Origin of the sequence: Pseudoalteromonas sp. NFXS39, assembly GCF_040148775.1 — a bacterium.
Lineage (GTDB): Bacteria > Pseudomonadota > Gammaproteobacteria > Enterobacterales > Alteromonadaceae > Pseudoalteromonas > Pseudoalteromonas apostichopi.
The window spans coordinates 307,968-325,256 of record NZ_JAGDEC010000003.1 but is presented as its reverse complement, the minus strand read 5'-3'; the positions used below and the strand labels follow the sequence as shown (position 1 = coordinate 325,256).

The 17,289-nt window shown below is 43.1% G+C and carries 15 protein-coding genes; all 15 read right to left on the bottom strand.

The window, feature by feature from the left end; genetic code table 11:
- Window positions 1–40: 40 nt before the first annotated feature.
- The 15 genes from lpxC to rsmH all read right to left on the bottom strand — a co-directional run bounded on the left by lpxC (window position 41) and on the right by rsmH (window position 17,282).
- Complete coding sequence (lpxC, locus tag J3455_RS07625) at window positions 41–952, bottom strand: UDP-3-O-acyl-N-acetylglucosamine deacetylase (protein ID WP_036971181.1); 912 nt, start codon at window positions 950–952, stop codon at window positions 41–43.
- Between the two features lie 104 nt (window positions 953–1,056).
- Window positions 1,057–2,304: a cell division protein FtsZ gene (ftsZ, locus tag J3455_RS07620; RefSeq protein ID WP_054561045.1), complete on the bottom strand. Its 1,248-nt coding sequence runs from the start codon at window positions 2,302–2,304 to the stop codon at window positions 1,057–1,059.
- Window positions 2,305–2,325: 21 nt separating this feature from the next.
- The gene (gene ftsA, locus J3455_RS07615; protein WP_130050554.1) at window positions 2,326–3,558 is read right to left on the bottom strand and encodes a cell division protein FtsA; all 1,233 of its coding nucleotides are present in this window, start codon (window positions 3,556–3,558) and stop codon (window positions 2,326–2,328) included.
- Window positions 3,555–4,334: a cell division protein FtsQ/DivIB gene (locus J3455_RS07610; RefSeq protein ID WP_130050553.1), complete on the bottom strand. Its 780-nt coding sequence runs from the start codon at window positions 4,332–4,334 to the stop codon at window positions 3,555–3,557. The genes ftsA and J3455_RS07610 overlap by 4 nt, the downstream gene beginning before the upstream one ends.
- A gap of 1 nt (window position 4,335) precedes the next feature.
- Complete coding sequence (locus J3455_RS07605) at window positions 4,336–5,256, bottom strand: D-alanine--D-alanine ligase (protein ID WP_250661228.1); 921 nt, start codon at window positions 5,254–5,256, stop codon at window positions 4,336–4,338.
- The gene (gene murC / locus J3455_RS07600; RefSeq protein ID WP_502935091.1) at window positions 5,253–6,689 is read right to left on the bottom strand and encodes a UDP-N-acetylmuramate--L-alanine ligase; all 1,437 of its coding nucleotides are present in this window, start codon (window positions 6,687–6,689) and stop codon (window positions 5,253–5,255) included. Before murC ends, J3455_RS07605 begins: the two co-directional genes overlap by 4 nt.
- Before the next feature lie 17 nt (window positions 6,690–6,706).
- Window positions 6,707–7,780 carry an undecaprenyldiphospho-muramoylpentapeptide beta-N-acetylglucosaminyltransferase gene (gene murG, locus J3455_RS07595; protein ID WP_167658662.1) on the bottom strand — a complete coding sequence of 358 codons (1,074 nt, stop codon included), beginning with the start codon at window positions 7,778–7,780 and terminating at the stop codon, window positions 6,707–6,709.
- A complete protein-coding gene (ftsW, locus tag J3455_RS07590) occupies window positions 7,777–8,952 on the bottom strand; it encodes a cell division protein FtsW (RefSeq protein WP_130050549.1) in 1,176 nt (391 codons plus the stop codon). The genes murG and ftsW overlap by 4 nt, the downstream gene beginning before the upstream one ends.
- Entirely contained in the window at window positions 8,949–10,274 is a 1,326-nt protein-coding gene (gene murD / locus J3455_RS07585) for a UDP-N-acetylmuramoyl-L-alanine--D-glutamate ligase (RefSeq protein ID WP_349561462.1), read from the bottom strand. The genes ftsW and murD overlap by 4 nt, the downstream gene beginning before the upstream one ends.
- Window positions 10,275–11,357 carry a phospho-N-acetylmuramoyl-pentapeptide-transferase gene (gene mraY, locus J3455_RS07580; RefSeq protein WP_130050547.1) on the bottom strand — a complete coding sequence of 361 codons (1,083 nt, stop codon included), beginning with the start codon at window positions 11,355–11,357 and terminating at the stop codon, window positions 10,275–10,277.
- Window positions 11,351–12,739 (bottom strand): UDP-N-acetylmuramoyl-tripeptide--D-alanyl-D-alanine ligase, encoded by a 1,389-nt coding sequence (locus tag J3455_RS07575; protein ID WP_130050546.1) that lies wholly within the window; start codon window positions 12,737–12,739, stop codon window positions 11,351–11,353. Before J3455_RS07575 ends, mraY begins: the two co-directional genes overlap by 7 nt.
- Entirely contained in the window at window positions 12,736–14,214 is a 1,479-nt protein-coding gene (gene murE, locus J3455_RS07570; protein ID WP_349561460.1) for a UDP-N-acetylmuramoyl-L-alanyl-D-glutamate--2,6-diaminopimelate ligase, read from the bottom strand. Before murE ends, J3455_RS07575 begins: the two co-directional genes overlap by 4 nt.
- Window positions 14,207–16,024, bottom strand: coding sequence for a penicillin-binding transpeptidase domain-containing protein (locus tag J3455_RS07565; protein ID WP_130050544.1), 1,818 nt, complete (start codon window positions 16,022–16,024; stop codon window positions 14,207–14,209). Before J3455_RS07565 ends, murE begins: the two co-directional genes overlap by 8 nt.
- Complete coding sequence (gene ftsL / locus J3455_RS07560) at window positions 16,021–16,347, bottom strand: cell division protein FtsL (RefSeq protein ID WP_130050543.1); 327 nt, start codon at window positions 16,345–16,347, stop codon at window positions 16,021–16,023. The genes J3455_RS07565 and ftsL overlap by 4 nt, the downstream gene beginning before the upstream one ends.
- Complete coding sequence (gene rsmH, locus J3455_RS07555; protein WP_130050542.1) at window positions 16,347–17,282, bottom strand: 16S rRNA (cytosine(1402)-N(4))-methyltransferase RsmH; 936 nt, start codon at window positions 17,280–17,282, stop codon at window positions 16,347–16,349. The genes ftsL and rsmH overlap by 1 nt, the downstream gene beginning before the upstream one ends.
- Window positions 17,283–17,289: the final 7 nt, after the last annotated feature.

Sequence of the window (17,289 nt, the reverse complement as noted above, 5' to 3'; positions counted from 1 at the left end):
GCTTAAAGCGTCATTTTTTATAACTGTAATATGCTTGCGATTAAGCTGTCGCTACTTCTAGGCCTGGTGCTGGCATCGTTACTGGGGTATCGAATGTTGCCCATTCCCATGCTGACTCAGTCGCCATAATTTTACGAAGTAGTTTATTGTTTAAATCATGGCCTGATTTATAAGCCGTGATTTTACCTAGAATGTTGTGGCCAGTCATAAACATATCGCCCACACAGTCTAAGATCTTGTGTTTCACAAACTCATCGCTATAACGTAAGCCGTTTGGATTTAGTACTTTAAACTCATCCAATACAACTGCGTTATCCATGCTACCACCTAATGCTAGGTTGTTAGCGTGCATATACTCGATATCTTTCATAAAGCCGAAAGTACGTGCGCGGCTGATTTCTTCAGTGAAGCTTTGTGCCGTGATATCTAAACCGATACGTTGGCGGCTTTCATTGATTGCTGGGTGATCAAACGCAATTTCAAAATCGATGTGGAAACCATCGTATGGTTCGATCTCAGCCCATTTATCGCCTTCTTCAATACGTACTTTTTCTTTAATACGAATAAAGCGCTTAGCTGCATTTACTTCTTTAATGCCGCCTTTTTGTAACAAATAGATGAATGGTAATGCACTACCATCCATGATTGGTACTTCTGAGCTGTCTAATTCAACAATTAGATTATCAATACCCATTGCCGCTACCGCCGCAATAAGGTGCTCAGTCGTAGATAAACGAACGCCATCTTTGTTTGTTAAACAGGTACACAGTTGCGTATCACCAACGGCTTCTGGTGTTGTTTCAAAATCAACAACCGGATCAAGGTCTACGCGACGAAATACTATCCCAGTATTTGCGCTCGCAGGTCGGAGAGTAATAGTGACCTTCTCACCTTTATGAAGTCCAATTCCTATGGCTTTGACTACTTCTGCAATCGTACGCTGTTTAATCATAGGTTCGCTCACTTATAGTTACAGTTAGACGGCGAATTGTATCATAAATACATCCAGCTGCCAATTTGTTTATTTATCGAACAAAATAACCAGTAAAAGTCTATTTAGTCAGCTTGCTTTCTAAGAAAAGCAGGGATATCGAAATAATCTCCCCCTTCTGACTTATCAGATTTTTTGCTGCTCTCAGTGCTGCTAGATACTGAGCTGCTCGTTGTACTTTGTTGTACTGGCTCTTGCTTTTCAGACGCAGATGACATGCTTACATCATCGCTGCTACCTTGACTTGCAAAGCTTGGTACATACATGCTGCTCGTTGTTTGGTTCATTGAGCTTTGTACATCAGAACCTGATGCTTTCTTAAAGCCATTATCAACAATACCAAACTGTGGACGACGGTCGCCGCCTAAACCTGTTGCAACAACCGTTACACGTAACTCGTCGCTCATTTCAGGGTCAATTACCGCACCTACAACCACTGTTGCGTTTTCTGACGCAAGTGCTTTAACGTGGTTACCAACAATTTCAAATTCTTCAATCGCAATATCCATACCTGCAGTGATATTAACTAGGATACCTTTAGCACCTGTTAAATCGACATCTTCAAGTAGTGGGCTTGAGATAGCTGCTTCTGCCGCTTCTTGTGCTCGGTCAGGACCAGACGCAGATGCTGTACCCATCATCGCAGTCCCCATCGCTGACATAACAGTACGTACGTCGGCGAAATCCACGTTGATTAGACCAGAACGGGTGATTAGCTCTGCAATACCTTGTACCGCACCAAATAAAACGTCATTCGCTTTTGCGAAGGCATCTAATAGTGTAGTGCCTTTGCCTAAAACTTTAAGCAATTTGTTGTTAGGAATTGTAATAAGTGAATCTACAGTTTCTGACAATTCATTAATGCCTTGTTCAGCAGCTGCAGCACGCTTTTTACCTTCAAAGTCAAACGGGCGCGTTACAACTGCAACCGTTAAAATGCCTAACTCTTTAGCAATTTTAGCAACCACTGGCGCAGCACCTGTACCGGTACCACCACCCATACCAGCTGCGATGAACACCATGTCAGCGCCTTCAAGGCTGGCACGGATAGTTTCAGCGTCTTCTTCAGCTGAATTACGGCCCACTTCTGGGTTAGCACCCGCACCTAGACCAGAGGTGATTTGTGTACCTAGCTGTACAGTTACATCAGCTGATGAATTACGTAATGCTTGTGCATCCGTATTCGCGGCAATGAAACGTACGCCTTCAATTTGTTGTTTTACCATGTGCTCAACAGCGTTACCGCCGCCACCGCCCACGCCAATTACTTTAATGACAGCTTCTTCGCTGTGCTGTTCCATCATATCAAACATGTTTACTCTCCGACTTGAGTTTTAAAACTCACCTTGGAACCATTTAGTAATACGGTTCCACCAATTATTATCACCTTCAGCTTTCGATTTTTGTGCATTCATCGATTGCATAGTACGGCCGTATTGTAACAAACCAACCGCGGTCGCGTACGAAGGATCATCTACATAATCTGTCAAACCAACCATCCCGATCGGCTTGCCAATTCTGACTGGCATTTGGAAAATGTCTTCTGCCACTTCCATTGCCCCAGCCATTTTTGCTGTTCCGCCAGTAATGACGAGACCTGCAGCAATTTGGTCTTCAAAACCTGAGCGACGTATTTCTTCCATAGCCAGCTCAAATAACTCTCTAAAACGTGGCTCAACAACCTCAGATAAGGTATGGCGCGACATAATACGCGCAGGTCTGCCACCTACACTCGGTACTTCAATCGTATCTTCGTTGCTTGCCATTTGGCTACTTGCACACGCATATTGTACTTTGAGTGACTCAGCATGTGATATAGGAGTTCTAAATATTTTTGCAATATCACCAGTCACTTGGTTACCAGCTACCGGAATAACGGCTGAGTGGCGAAGCGCACCATTAATATAAATAGTGATATCCATCGTACCACCACCAATATCTAGAACAGCTACACCGAGCTCTTTTTCATCGTCGGTTAATACTGAATAACATGATGCCAATGCCGTGAAGATCAACTGATCAACTTCAAGCCCACAACGCTCAACACATTTTTCGATATTCTTAGCCATATCGTTTGAGCAAGTAATGATATGCGCCCGAGCTTCCATACGTACACCGCTCATACCTAATGGGTTTTTAATCCCTTCTTGCATATCGATGCTGTACTCTTGTGGCAGTGCATGCAGCATTTTTCGTTCTGCCGAAATAGGGACCGAACGAGCAATGTGGATCACATTTTCAATATCTTCGTCAGTCACTTCAGTGTTGTTAATCGCAACGACACCGCTTTCGTTTTGGCACTGGATATGTTTTCCAGAAATACCCAAATAAACAGAGCTGATACGACAATCAGCCATCAACTCAGCTTCGTCTATAGCGCGACGAATCGACTCAGAAACAAGGTTAAGGTCGTTAACGCCACCTTTATCCATACCATGCGATACTTGGCTGCCAACACCCACAATGCTTAGTTTATTATCTGCGGTGATTTCACCAACGGTGGCCACAACTTTCGATGTGCCAACGTCTAATCCAATCACTAGGTTTCTTTCTGCTGACTTGGTCATGCCTTACTCTTATTTTCTAATTGTTCTTCTTGCAATGGCTTCCAGCTCACTGCAAGGCCGGTATCATACCGTAAATCAACAACATCGATTTGTGCATCTGCACGTTGTTCCATGCGCGGATACACGTCAATAAAACGCTGTACACGCTTTGCTTTTTCTTTGCGGCCTAAGTTCAGGCGAATGCCGTTATCAAGCCATAACTGCCACGAAAAGCGCTCAGAAAGCGCTAAACTGGTCAGCTCTAAGTTATTCAATTTTAGCATTTCTTGAAATTGACGAAATGCTGTCCACGCTTCGATTTCACTGCCTTCTGGGCCATATAGTTGAGGCAAGCTAGTGGGTAATTTGTCACTACTTGCTTGAAACACTTCACCAGCTTGATTTAACAGTAAATCACTATTCCAGTGCGCTACAGCTTGGTGCTCTACTACATATACCTGCAAGGTATCAGGCCATTGTTTTCTGACCGATGCCGTAGCAACCCAAGGCAAGCTTTGTACTAAGCGTTGCACATGTTTTACGTCTAATTCAAAAAAACTCGATAAGTCGGCTTTTCTTATTGCACCAATAATTGCTTTTTCATCAGTGTATTGGGGCTGCCCTAAAACTGATAAATGCTTTATTTGCGCGTCTTTGTTCTCTACCAACCAATCTGAGACGCCTGTGGTGATTTTTACTAATGCAAAAATCACCAATAGAAAAAAGCTCACACCAAAAATCAGCGACCAGTTTAACTGCTGTTTTAATTGTTGCACTTTTTCTAAAAAAGAATGCATATTAAAGTGTTTGCTCCAAAATGCGAACAACTAATTGCTCAAAGCTTGAACCATTCGCTTTTGCCGCCATTGGTACTAAAGACTTTTCTGTCATGCCAGGTACCGTATTTACTTCTAATAAGTAAAAGTTACCTTGCTGATCACGCATTGCATCAACACGGCCCCAACCACTTGCACCGACTAAATCAAACGCTTTTAATGCCATATCTTGCAATAATTCAGTTTCTTGCACAGATAAATCTGCAGGGCAATGGTACTGAGTTGTATTTGATTGATACTTAGCTTGATAGTCATAAAAGCCATTTGGCGTCGTCATCTCAATGACAGGTTGAACATCCTGTCCAAGCACAGCAACGGTAAATTCACGGCCTGAGATCCACTGTTCCACCAGTACTTGGCTATCAAACTTAAATGCGGCATTAAGTGCAGTATCTAGTTGCTCTGCGTTATTTGCTTCTGCCATACCAATACTTGAACCTTCATGTGACGGTTTTACCATCACTTTGCCAAATTCATTGATAATCGCTTGGCTATCAAATTCATGGCGGCTATCAACTACAGCATAGGGTGCTGTGCTCAACCCCATTGCTTTAAATAAATGCTTACAACGCACCTTATCCATCGCAAGCGCTGAGCCAAGAACATCACTACCGGTATAGGGGATCCCCATAAATTCTAGAGCGCCCTGAATAGTGCCATCTTCACCACCGCGGCCATGAAGAGCAATAAATACACGTTCAATTTTTAACTCTTTTAATTGCCATAACGGCTGATCTTTAGGATCAAAAGCAATGGCATTAACACCCACACTTTGCAAAGCGCTCAATACGGCTTGGCCTGATTTTAGAGAAACTTCTCGTTCGGCAGATGTGCCACCAAAAAGTACCGCTACTTTGCCAAATTTGTCGCTTAACTGGCTCATACATTTACCTGCTTTAGTTGTTCAATAGACAACTTAGTTGCTGCTAACTTTTTCACTAACTGGCCTATGTTACCAGCGCCCTGTGTTAAAACTAAATCATTATCTTGCAGTGTATTCGCAAGTACACTGGCAAGCTCAGAGCTACTAGCAACATGTAATGGCTCTTTACCTCGCTGTCGTAAGCTACGGCATAAACTCTTGCTGTCAGCACCGACAATTGGCTCTTCACCTGCTGAATACACATCAAGCAATAACAACTGATCAACGTCAGCCAGTACTTTGACAAAATCCTCGTACAAGTCACGAGTACGACTATAACGGTGCGGCTGGTAAACCATCACTAAACGTTTATCCGGCCATCCCTCACGAACCGCCGCAATTGTCGCTGCCACTTCTGATGGGTGGTGACCATAATCATCAACTAACATGACATTGCCACGTTCATTTTCAAACGTTCCGTAATGCTGAAAACGACGGCCTACCCCTTCAAATTTTGTTAGCGCTTCTAAAATTGCATGGTTAGCAATGTTTTGATCTTTAGCAACTGCAATTGCAGCCGTTGCATTAAGCGCGTTGTGCTTGCCCGGCATATTAAGCGTTACTGCTAGGCTTTCACCTTGTTTATTCACCACATTGAATGAGCAAGTATTCGCTGTTTGGCTAAAATCAGCCATTCGATAATCAGCTTCTGCTGATTCACCATAGGTGATAACAGGGCGTCCAAAACGAGGAATAAGTTCTGCCGCAACTTCAGAATCAATACACACTACAGCTAAACCATAAAACGGTAAGTTATGAATGAAATCGACGTAAGTATCTTTCATTTTTTCTAAGCTACCGCCATAGGTGTCCATGTGATCTTCTTCTACATTGGTGATCACCGATACCATAGGTTGTAAATGTAAGAATGACGCATCACTCTCATCAGCTTCAGCTATTAAAAAATCGCTTTTACCTACCTTGGCATTACTCCCTGCACTATTTAACAAGCCACCAATAATAAAGGTTGGATCAAGGCCTGCTTGTGCATAAATGCTGGCAATTAAACTGGTTGTTGTGGTTTTACCATGGGTGCCTGCCACTGCGATACCGTGGCGAAAACGCATTAATTCAGCCAGCATTTCTGCACGGCGAACAATTGGAATACGCGCCGCTTTGGCTGCTTTAATCTCAGGGTTTTGCTCATTAATCGCACTTGATACCACCACAACACTGGCATCTTTTACATTATTTTCGTCATGACCAATAAATACTTCTGCACCCAGTTGAATTAAGCGCTCAGTCATCGCACTGTGCGCAATGTCTGAACCTGTGATGCGGTAGCCTTCAAAAGCAAGTACTTCGGCAATACCACCCATACCTGCGCCACCAATACCAACAAAGTGGATGGTGTCGATACGACGCATCGCAGGGCGAGTGTTGTTTTCTTTCATCGTGCTTTCTTTCACTACTAATCTCTTCTATCTGCTAGTTGCTCACAGCGCTTTGCAACATTGGCTGTGGCATCTAAAATAGCAAGCTGTTTTGCTTTGCTTGCCATTGTTGAAATTTTTTCTGGTGCGCTGACATACGGTGTTAATAACTCCACAACCGCCGCTTGATTAAACTCACTTTGCTGCATAATCAATGCAGCTTGCTCAGCGACTAAATACTTTGCATTAGCAGTTTGATGGTCATCTACAGCATGTGGGAAGGGCACAAATAACGCCATTCGACCCGCAGCAGCAATCTCACTAACCGTTAACGCACCAGCGCGGCAAATTACCAAATCGGCCCATTGATATGCACTATCCATATCATCAATGAATTCAGCAACTTTGCTATTTTCAGCTAACCCTAACTGTTGATAGCTAGCAGTCACATTAGGTTCATTATTTTTACCCGTTTGATGCCATATATTAAGCGCTGTTAGCGCTGAAAGTTCACTGAATACAGCAGGTAAAGTTTCATTGAGTACCTGAGCGCCCAGTGACCCACCTACCACAAGCACATTGATTGGCGAAGTCGTTTTTTTAGCAGTGACATTAGCAACACTTGCTCGCACCGGATTGCCAACCACTTCACATTGTTCTTTTGCAAAAGCCGATGGGAAAGCTGCCAGCACTTTATTAGCAAACTTTGCTAACCAACGGTTACTCATACCTGCAACTGCATTTTGCTCATGAATAACCAAAGGAATACCTAAGCTTTTCGCTGCAAGTCCAGTGGGTCCAGTTACATAACCACCCATAGCTAAAACAACATCAGGCTTTTGCTTTTTTAAAATTTTACGTGCTTGAAAAATGGCATTCATCACCATAAATGGTGCTTTAATCAAGCGCTTAACCCCGTTGCCGCGCACACCTTTCACATTGATAAATTCAATCTCAATGTTGTGCTTAGGAACGACAGTTGCCTCCATTCTGTCAGGGGTACCAATCCAGCTAACCTGCCAGCCTTGTTGCTTTAAAAAGTCAGCAACCGCAATACCTGGGAAAATATGCCCACCGGTACCGCCAGCAACAACAAGTAACTTTTTACTCATCGCTTACCTCCACGTGAGGTTGCCTGCTTAGTCGCCATTTTGGTTTCAAAATCTATTCGCAAAAGTACACCTGTTGCTATGGTCATAATTAATAAACTAGAACCACCGTATGAAATAAACGGTAATGTTAAGCCTTTCGTTGGCAAAATACCCGCGCTAGCGCCAACATTGACCATGGTTTGAAACGCAAACCAGATACCGATAGCAAAGGCAAAATAGCCTTCGTATTCTTTGCCACATTTCAGCGCTTTTTGGCCAATTAACAGGGCTCTAAATACAAACACACCGAGCACTATCAAAATACTTAATACGCCAAAGAAGCCAAGCTCTTCACCAATCACAGCAAAGATAAAGTCATTATGTGCTTCAGGTAGGTATTGCAGTTTTTGCACGCTATTACCTAACCCTTGACCAAACCAGCCACCTTGGCTGTATGCCATTAGCGATTGTACTAACTGATATCCTTTACCGAATGGATCTTCCCATGGCTCCAAAAAGCCTGTTACTCGAGCCATACGATATGGTTCAGCGATGATCAACACCACAACTGCTGCAATACCAGTTAAGATAAGACCAAAAAATTGCCATAGCTTAGCACCTGCTAAAAACAACAAACCAACAGTCGTCACAAACAGTACAACAACTGTTCCTAAGTCTGGTTGCATCAAAATCAAAAATGCATAAACACCAAATACAGCTAATGGCTTAAAGAAGCCTTTCAAGTTCTCTTGTACTTCTTCACGTTTACGCACTAAATAACCTGCAATGTAACTAAAGAAATACAACTTGGCGGCCTCAGCAACCTGAAAGCCAACAGGACCAATTGGTATCCAACGCTTTGCACCATTTACTTCACGGCCAACAATAAGCACCAAAACGAGCAAACCTAAACCTAGTAATAATAAGTAGGCGTTACTGCGCTTCCACCAATCCATAGGCACGTTAGTGGCAATCCAAAACAAGAAAAAGCCCATAATTAAGAACATGCCGTGGCGAATAATAATGTGATATGGATTATCAAATAATCGTTCTGCTGTTGGCATAGAGGCACTTGTTACCATCACAAAGCCAACGCCAATCAACATCAACATGCAATACAACAAAGGCACATCATAAAGCTGTGGCGATTGTTTTGGTGTTAATGCTTCACGGATGTCAGCAAATGCAATCATACTGCCTCCGCCAATACACACTGTGCAAAGTCATCACCACGTTGCATATAGTTGTTATACATATCAATGCTGGCACAAGCCGGTGCTAATAATACGATATCGCCGCTCGTGCTTAACTTTTTTGCCAACAGCACAGCTTCATGCATATTGGTTGTTAGGTGGCCTTTATCAGTTAGTGCCACTAACGCTTTAGCATCTTTACCAAAACAAACAAGCGCTTTCACTTTGTCGTTTAAGTATGGCTTTAAGGCATCTAAATCAGCCCCTTTCGCATCACCACCAGCAATCACAATCAATTGCTTTGCTTGGCCCGCCAAGCTATCAATAGCTGCGATGGTTGCGCCTACATTAGTCGCCTTTGAATCATTAAAATATTTTACTTCATTTATTTCAGCGACAAACTGACAACGATGTGCAAGCCCTGTAAAGGCACTGAATGCTTGCTGATAATGCTCTTTCGCGATAGCAAACGGGCTCAGTAACGCCATGACCGCTAACGCATTTTGTTGATTATGTGAGCCTACTACTTTCAAGCAGCTTACAGGTAATACAGGATTGCCTTGTGCTGCAAAGTATTGTTCACCTTGATGTTCAACCAAAGCAAAATCTGCATTCGCAAGCGCAAAACTCACTTGTGGTTGCTTTGCAGTGTGCGTAGCCACATCAATCGCATTAACTACAGCAAGCTCTGAGCCGTTATAAATACTTTGCTTAGAATCTATGTATGCTTGATAACTTGGATAACGATCGAGGTGATCTTCGCTGACATTCAATACACAGGCACTTTTCGCTTTTAAGCTGTAAGTGGTATCAAGTTGAAAACTAGATAGTTCAAGTACATATACATCATAGTCTTGAGACAGTAAATCAAGCACTGCCGTGCCAATATTGCCACCAAGGCCAACTTTATAACCGGCCGCTTTAAGTACTTCAAACGCCAATGTAACTACAGTCGACTTACCATTTGAGCCGGTCACAGCAACGATAGGTTTATCGGTTAAGCGGGCAAATAATTCAACATCGCCAATTACTTCAACACCAGCAGCAATCGCTTTTGCTACAGCAGGTGTAGCTAGGCTTAGACCTGGACTGATGATAATAATGTCATTATTAGCTAAGTCAGCCTGTTCTAAATCACCAAAGTGAGTTGTTAACTCACTGGCATGCTCGTTTAACCAATCAGCTCCAGGAGGAGCCGAGCGGCTATCAACAACGATTGGCTTAATATTCTGAGATAATAAAAAACGCACAATGCCCAGACCGGTTACACCGAGTCCAAGCACTGAAATTTGTTTGTTTTTAATCTCGTTAATGACTGTCATTTACCTGATCTTTAATGTCGCAAGGCCAGCAAGTACTAGCACGATTGAAATAATCCAAAAGCGCACAATAACGCGCGGTTCAGGCCAACCTTTTAATTCATAATGGTGGTGAATAGGCGCCATTCTAAAAATACGTTGGCCACGTAATTTGTAAGAGCCTACTTGTAAAATCACCGACAATGCTTCCATTACAAACACACCACCCATGATGACAAGTATCAGTTCTTGACGAACAAGCACTGCAATAATACCCAGTGCTCCACCAAGTGCTAATGAGCCTACATCACCCATAAATACTTGTGCTGGGTAAGTGTTAAACCATAAGAAGCCTAGTCCTGCACCTACAATCGCAGTACACACAACCACAAGCTCACTAGCTAATGGTAAGTGTGGAATATGTAGATAGCTTGAGAAATTAACGTTACCGGTCAAGTAAGCAATAATGGCAAGTGCCGCCGCCACTAAAATCGTAGGTACAATCGCTAGACCATCAAGGCCATCTGTCAGGTTTACCGCGTTCGACGTACCTACAATTACAAAGTAAGTCATAACGATATAAAACAGCCCAAGCTGAGGTAACACATCTTTGAAAAACGGTACTACTAACGAGGTTTCGCTGCCTTGCTGCGACGTAAAATAAAGTGCACTTGCAACTACTAAGGCAATCACTGATTGCCAAAAGTATTTCCACTTCGCAATTAAGCCTTTAGGATCTTTACGGATCACTTTACGGTAGTCATCAATAAAGCCAACCACACCTAACGAGCCCACTACAAATAGGGTTGCCCATACATATTTATTTGAAAGGTCAGCCCACAGTAATGTGCTGGTAAAAATTGCCCCTAGAATCAAAATGCCGCCCATGGTTGGCGTGCCTTTTTTAGATAAATGAGACTCAGGACCATCGTGACGAACAACCTGACCAATTTGCATTTTTTGCAATGCACGAATCAGCTTAGGGCCAAAATAAAGAGAGATAAGCAGCGCCGTTAAAATACCTAAAATCGCACGTAGCGTAAGGTAAGAAAAAACATTAAAACCACTGTAATACTGTGTTAAATACTCTGCCAGCCAAACTAACATGACGATACTCCATTGTTGCCATTTTGCTGGCCATTTACTAAATCTGTGACCACAAGTTCCATACGAGAACTACGCGAACCTTTTACAACGATCGTGGTTTTTTGCATCGATTGAGCAAGCTCACTTTGTAATTGTTGTAATAATTGTTCACGGCTTGAGAAGTGGCGGTTTGGCTTTTCAAATACATCACTGGCTGATTTGCTTAATACCCCTAGGCTGTACAGCTCATCAATGCCTTTTTGCTGCGCGTATTCACCGACTTGTTGATGATAAAAACGAGCTTCTTCGCCAAGCTCCCCCATATCTCCTAACGCAAAAATACGACGGCCCGGCATATCACTTAATAAATCAATTGCCGCTTTAACCGATTGCACATTTGCGTTGTAGGTATCATCAATAACTGTCAAAGTGTCTGATACTTTAAGGACGTTAACACGGCCTTTCACTTCACCCATGGTTGCTAATGCTGATGCAACATTTTCAAGGCTTACACCCAACTCAGTAGTTAAGGCTGTGGCAATTAAAGCATTGGCAATATTATGTTTTCCAGGTAATGCGAGGGTGACAGGCACTTTTTTATCTTTATTACAAAGCACAAAAGAAGCACGGGCTTGTTCATCAAGCACCACATCTTCTGCCCAATAATCTAGTTGTTGGCTAGTAGAAAAGCGTTTTACGTTGCGATCATTTAATTTTTCGAGCCAAAAATCGGCAAAATCACTGTCGCAGTTAACCACAGCGACACCATCAGGCTTTAAGCCGTCATAGATTTCACCCTTTGCCGTTGCTACACCTTGTAATGACCCAAATCCCTCTAAGTGAGAAGCTGCAACATTACATACCACAGCAACATCAGGTTTCGTCATTGCAACAGTGTAAGCTATTTCACCAATATGATTGGCACCTAATTCAATTACCGCATATTGATGCTGTGGCTCAAGGCGTAATAACGTCAGTGGTACACCAATGTCATTATTAAAGTTGCCTTTTGTTGCTAGGACTTCACCGTGATCAGATAAAATCGCCGCACACATTTCTTTAACGGTCGTTTTACCTACGCTACCTGTGATAGCAATCGTTTTTGGTGCGACCTGAGCCATGACAGCAGTACCAATTTGGCCTAACGCAATGCGCGTGTCGCTAACCACAAACTGTACAATATCGACATTAACGGGACGCGCAACAATAGCAGCTATCGCCCCTTTTTCTTTTGCTTGCGCAACAAATTTGTGGCCGTCAAAGTTGGGGCCTTGTAGCGCTAAAAACACTTCACCATCGCACAAAGTACGAGTGTCTGTGTTGATGTTTTTTACCTTTTGATTACCACCTTGGTAATCTGTTGCTAGAACATTTGCTAGCCAATCAAAATCCATAGGGATCATAACTGCGCCCCTTGCGATTTTTCTTTTAGTTGTTGTTGTACATATTGACGATCGCAGAAGTCGATTCGTTGATCGCCAATAATTTGATAATCTTCGTGGCCTTTACCTGCAATCAAAATCACATCATCAGCACCGGCTTGTGATATAGCATAACTAATTGCTAGCGCTCGGTCTGCTTCACAATGTGCAAGTTCTGGCTGTTCAAGCCCTGCAACCACATCTGCGATAATGGCGTTTGGATCTTCACTACGCGGGTTATCACTAGTAACAATAATACGGTCTGCATTGCCTTCTGCGGCTTTGGCCATCATCGGGCGTTTACCTTTATCACGATCACCACCGCAACCAAACACACAGCTCACTCCACCCGGTACATGTTTTTGTAGTGCTTGTAATGCAAGAGCAAGTGCATCTGGAGTATGAGCATAATCAACAATGCAGGTTGGTTGACCTGGCTCACTAAATGCTTGCATGCGCCCAGCGACTGGTTGCAGTGTTTTACAGGCTTCAACTAACAAAGTGAGTGGGTAGCCCATACCTAATAAAGTGGCCATTGCAGCGGCTAAATTATATAAGTTAAATTCACCGAATAGTGTGCAATTAACCTCAGCCTGCCCCCAGCTGGTATCAAACTTCGCCGAAATACCTGCATTATCGTAAGTCACATCACTGAAATACACAAAGCGTGCATTTTCAGGCGTTAAATTTTTATGACCATAACAAATCAGGTTATTAAAGTCGTACTTTTCCAACCATGCCTCAACTTGAGCATCATCTTGGTTAAGCACCACAAGCTCTGGCATATGGTTACGCATTAACATCAACTTAGCATCGCCATAGGCATCCATAGTGCCATGATAATCTAAGTGATCACGTGAAAGGTTAGTAAACACCGCAGCTTTAAACTGACAATGATCAACACGGTGCTGTACTAAGCCATGTGACGAAACTTCCATAGCCACAACATCACTCTGTTGCTCTACGAGTTCAGATAAAATACGCTGCAAATCAACACTTGATGGTGTGGTGTTAGCAAGCTCAGTGAGATTATCAGGGTGCCCATAGCCAAGTGTACCAATCACCGCTGTGCGTTTTTGACAGTACGCTGCTAAATGCGCGATCATCGCTGTTGTCGTTGACTTGCCATTGGTGCCTGTTACACCCACTAAATCAAGTTGCTTTGATGGCTGATGATAAAAAGCAGCCGCGAGTGCTGGCAACTTTTTTGCTAAATCTGTTACTAAATAAAGTGGTTCAAATTCACAATCGAACTCACATAAACGGTCAGCAATTATTGCCACCGCACCATTTTCAATGGCTTTTTCAATAAACTGTCCGCCATCAAGTTGATGACCTTTAATGGCAACAAACACATCGCCAGCTTTCACATCTCGACTATCAAGACGTAGTTGATTGACCAATAAACTATTGGCCTCAATATCAATATGATTAAGAATCGGTTTTAAATCACGCATCGTTATCTTTGCCTTCTACGTACGCAACCGCATCTTTGTCCGGTGCGACGTTTAGAATTCTTAAGGCATTGGAGACAATCTCTGCAAATGCAGGGCCTGCCGTCGCACCGCCGTAATAAACATCTCCACCCGGTTCGTTAATCAATACTACTACTGCTAAACGCGGGTTACTCGCAGGTGCAATACCAGCAAAGTAACCAACGTATTCGTCACCATAACCACCGACAGCCGCTTTCTTAGAAGTACCTGTCTTACCTGCGGCACGATAACCATCAACATGAACTTTTTGTGCAGTACCGCCTTTTTCGAATACGCTTTCCATCATGTGGACAACAGCTTCAACGTCTTTTTGTTGAAAAATACGTTCGCCTTCAGGTACCGAATCTTGTTTAAGTACAGTCAATGGGCGCATGACACCACCTGAACCTAACATGGCATAAAAACGCGCCATTTGTGCGGTGCTTACTGCTAGATTATAACCAAATGATAGTGCAGCAATTTCATGATCAGACCAACGGCGATTTGGGTAAAATAAACCACTACTCTCACCAACCATGCCAGTACCACTATCGCTACCAAAGCCAACTTTTTGATATAGGCCAACAAAGTAATCTTTTGGAAGTTCTTGGCTAACCTTAGTCACCCCCATGTTGCTTGAATATTTTAAGATTTCTCTTAAAGTCATCTCACCATGATTACGGGTATCCTGTACTAGACTACCGCCTACTCGCATCCAGCCGGGGTATGTATCAACGATTGAATCCGGTTGAATTGTGCCGTAGTCTAAACCAGCTAAAATGGCTAGTGGCTTAACAGTGGAGCCAGGTTCAAATAAATCGGTAATCGCTCGATTACGACGCTTATGCGGTGCGGCGTCATTAAGGTTGTTTGGGTTAAACGATGGGCTATTTACCATCGCTAACACTTCACCTGTTTTAACATCCACAACCATGGCTGAACCTGAGGTCGCTTTGTAAGATAACACCGCTGATTTTACTGCTTTATAAGCAATTGCTTGAATACGTTGGTCGATACTTAAGTGAATGCTCTCTGGCTCTACGCGCTCACGTTCATCAAGCACCTCTACTTCACGACCTTGGGCATCTTTACGAATAGTGCGCTGACCTTCAACGCCCGTTAACGCCTTTTCATAAAGCTTTTCAATCCCTTCAATACCATGGCCATCAATGTTAGTGAAACCAATAACATGAGCCGTCACTTCACCGGCTGGATAATAACGTTTTGATTCATCCAGCAAATGGATACCCGGTAAACGAAGATCGCCAATATAGTTAGCAACCGCAGGAGTGACTTGACGTTTTAAATAGACAAAGCGTCGCTTTGGATTATCACGAAGACGAGAGTTAATTTTGCTAGGTTCAATACGTAGTACATCCGCAAGCTCACGCCAACGAATATCATTATTGTAATAAGCAGCAATACGTTTGTTTAATTCTGCCGTGTTTTCAGCAAGCGCTTGTTGGTCTTCACCGTTTTTGCGTGCTTGACGCAGTACCTTACTGATCAATGACTTGTTTAACGCTTTAGGGTCGGCATAAACACTCACTACAGGCACACTTACAGCTAGTTCTTTACCATTGCGATCGAAGATCATGCCACGTTGCACATGTTGTTTTTCAACACGTACCGTGCGTTTATCACTTTCTGAGCGCGCTTTATCAGGCTCAATTACTTGTAAAAATGCGGCACGTGCGACCAGCGACATGAATACTAAAAATACGACTGAACACACCAGCGAAAAACGCCATGTGATCAAAGTATTTGTTGGCTTTTTCCCTCTGCTTCTCATTGCAGTATTACCACCTGTTCATCTTTGCTTGTTGGCCGCTTCATTTCTAATTGCATGGTTGCCACTTCTTCAATGCGCGCATGCTGCGAATAAAACTCTTCTTCTACTAGCAAGTAACGCCACTCAAGATCGAGTTCATCGCGCTCTTGCAATAATTTATCTTGCTCTATCAATTGTTGACGCGCTAAGTGCGTCACCTGAACCACACTCAAACTAGAAGCAAGAATCACAACCAATAAGGCCAAGGTCAGCTTATTAGCTCCTAGGCCTTTAAAAATTTCCACAAATAAGTTGGGTTGTCGATTCACCGCTTTAGCTTTCATTACAGCCTCTGTGCAATCCTTAATACCGAACTACGTGAACGCGGATTAGCTTCAATTTCCGCCTTACTTGGCTTAATGGCTTTACCCACTGCCTTTAACGTCAGGTTTTTATTTATTTGTGCGTCAGTCAAAGGCAGACCTCTGGGTATCGCCTCTCCCTTACTCTGTTTTTTTATAAACTGCTTAACAATGCGATCTTCTAACGAGTGAAACGAAATAACGACTAAACGTCCACCTGGCTTTAAAACGTCAACAGCGGCTTGCAGTGCAGTTTGAATTTCTTCAAGTTCACTGTTGATATAAATACGGATCGCTTGGAATGTTCGTGTTGCAGGATGCTTATACTTGTCTTTAACCGGCACAGCTTCATCGACTAAATCAGCAAGCTGCTTAGTGCTAGTAATAGGTGTGTGCTCACGAGTCTCAATGATTTTATGGGCAATGCGACGACCAAACTTTTCCTCACCGTAGGTTTTAATCACATGGGTAATATCTTCAAGTTCAGCTTCAGCTAACCATTGTGCAGCACTGCGACCACTGGTTGGGTCCATGCGCATATCGAGCGGGCCATCTTTCATAAAGCTAAAACCGCGTTCAGCATCATCAAGCTGTGGTGAAGAAACACCGATATCTAACAAAATGCCGTCAACCTTACCGATTAAATCATTATCTTCAGCAACGGCTTTAAGATTTGAAAAACGCGTGTGGGCAATCGAAAAACGTGCATCATCAGCAAATTTTTCAGCAGCTTTAATAGCTTGTGGATCTTGATCAATCGCTTGCAAGCGACCTTGTTCACTTAAACGCGCAAGAATTTGCCCTGAGTGTCCGCCGCGACCAAATGTGCCATCCATATAAATGCCTTCGGGTTTAATATCCAAAGCATCTATGGTTTCGTCCATCAGTACAGAGACATGTTCAAATTGCGCTGTCATTAGCTAG

Bases quoted from the DNA above. Each gene is read 5' to 3' on its own strand.
- J3455_RS07610 (WP_130050553.1), bottom strand. From the start codon at position 4,334: ATGCATTCTTTTTTAGAAAAAGTGCAACAATTAAAACAGCAGTTAAAC.
- lpxC (WP_036971181.1), bottom strand. From the start codon at position 952: ATGATTAAACAGCGTACGATTGCAGAAGTAGTCAAAGCCATAGGAATT.
- mraY (WP_130050547.1), bottom strand. From the start codon at position 11,357: ATGTTAGTTTGGCTGGCAGAGTATTTAACACAGTATTACAGTGGTTTT.
- ftsZ (WP_054561045.1), bottom strand. From the start codon at position 2,304: ATGTTTGATATGATGGAACAGCACAGCGAAGAAGCTGTCATTAAAGTA.
- murC (WP_502935091.1), bottom strand. From the start codon at position 6,689: ATGAAAGAAAACAACACTCGCCCTGCGATGCGTCGTATCGACACCATC.
- J3455_RS07605 (WP_250661228.1), bottom strand. From the start codon at position 5,256: ATGAGCCAGTTAAGCGACAAATTTGGCAAAGTAGCGGTACTTTTTGGT.
- murD (WP_349561462.1), bottom strand. From the start codon at position 10,274: ATGACAGTCATTAACGAGATTAAAAACAAACAAATTTCAGTGCTTGGA.
- murE (WP_349561460.1), bottom strand. From the start codon at position 14,214: ATGCGTGATTTAAAACCGATTCTTAATCATATTGATATTGAGGCCAAT.
- ftsW (WP_130050549.1), bottom strand. From the start codon at position 8,952: ATGATTGCATTTGCTGACATCCGTGAAGCATTAACACCAAAACAATCG.
- ftsL (WP_130050543.1), bottom strand. From the start codon at position 16,347: ATGAAAGCTAAAGCGGTGAATCGACAACCCAACTTATTTGTGGAAATT.
- murG (WP_167658662.1), bottom strand. From the start codon at position 7,780: ATGAGTAAAAAGTTACTTGTTGTTGCTGGCGGTACCGGTGGGCATATT.
- rsmH (WP_130050542.1), bottom strand. From the start codon at position 17,282: ATGACAGCGCAATTTGAACATGTCTCTGTACTGATGGACGAAACCATA.
- J3455_RS07575 (WP_130050546.1), bottom strand. From the start codon at position 12,739: ATGATCCCTATGGATTTTGATTGGCTAGCAAATGTTCTAGCAACAGAT.
- J3455_RS07565 (WP_130050544.1), bottom strand. From the start codon at position 16,024: ATGAGAAGCAGAGGGAAAAAGCCAACAAATACTTTGATCACATGGCGT.
- ftsA (WP_130050554.1), bottom strand. From the start codon at position 3,558: ATGACCAAGTCAGCAGAAAGAAACCTAGTGATTGGATTAGACGTTGGC.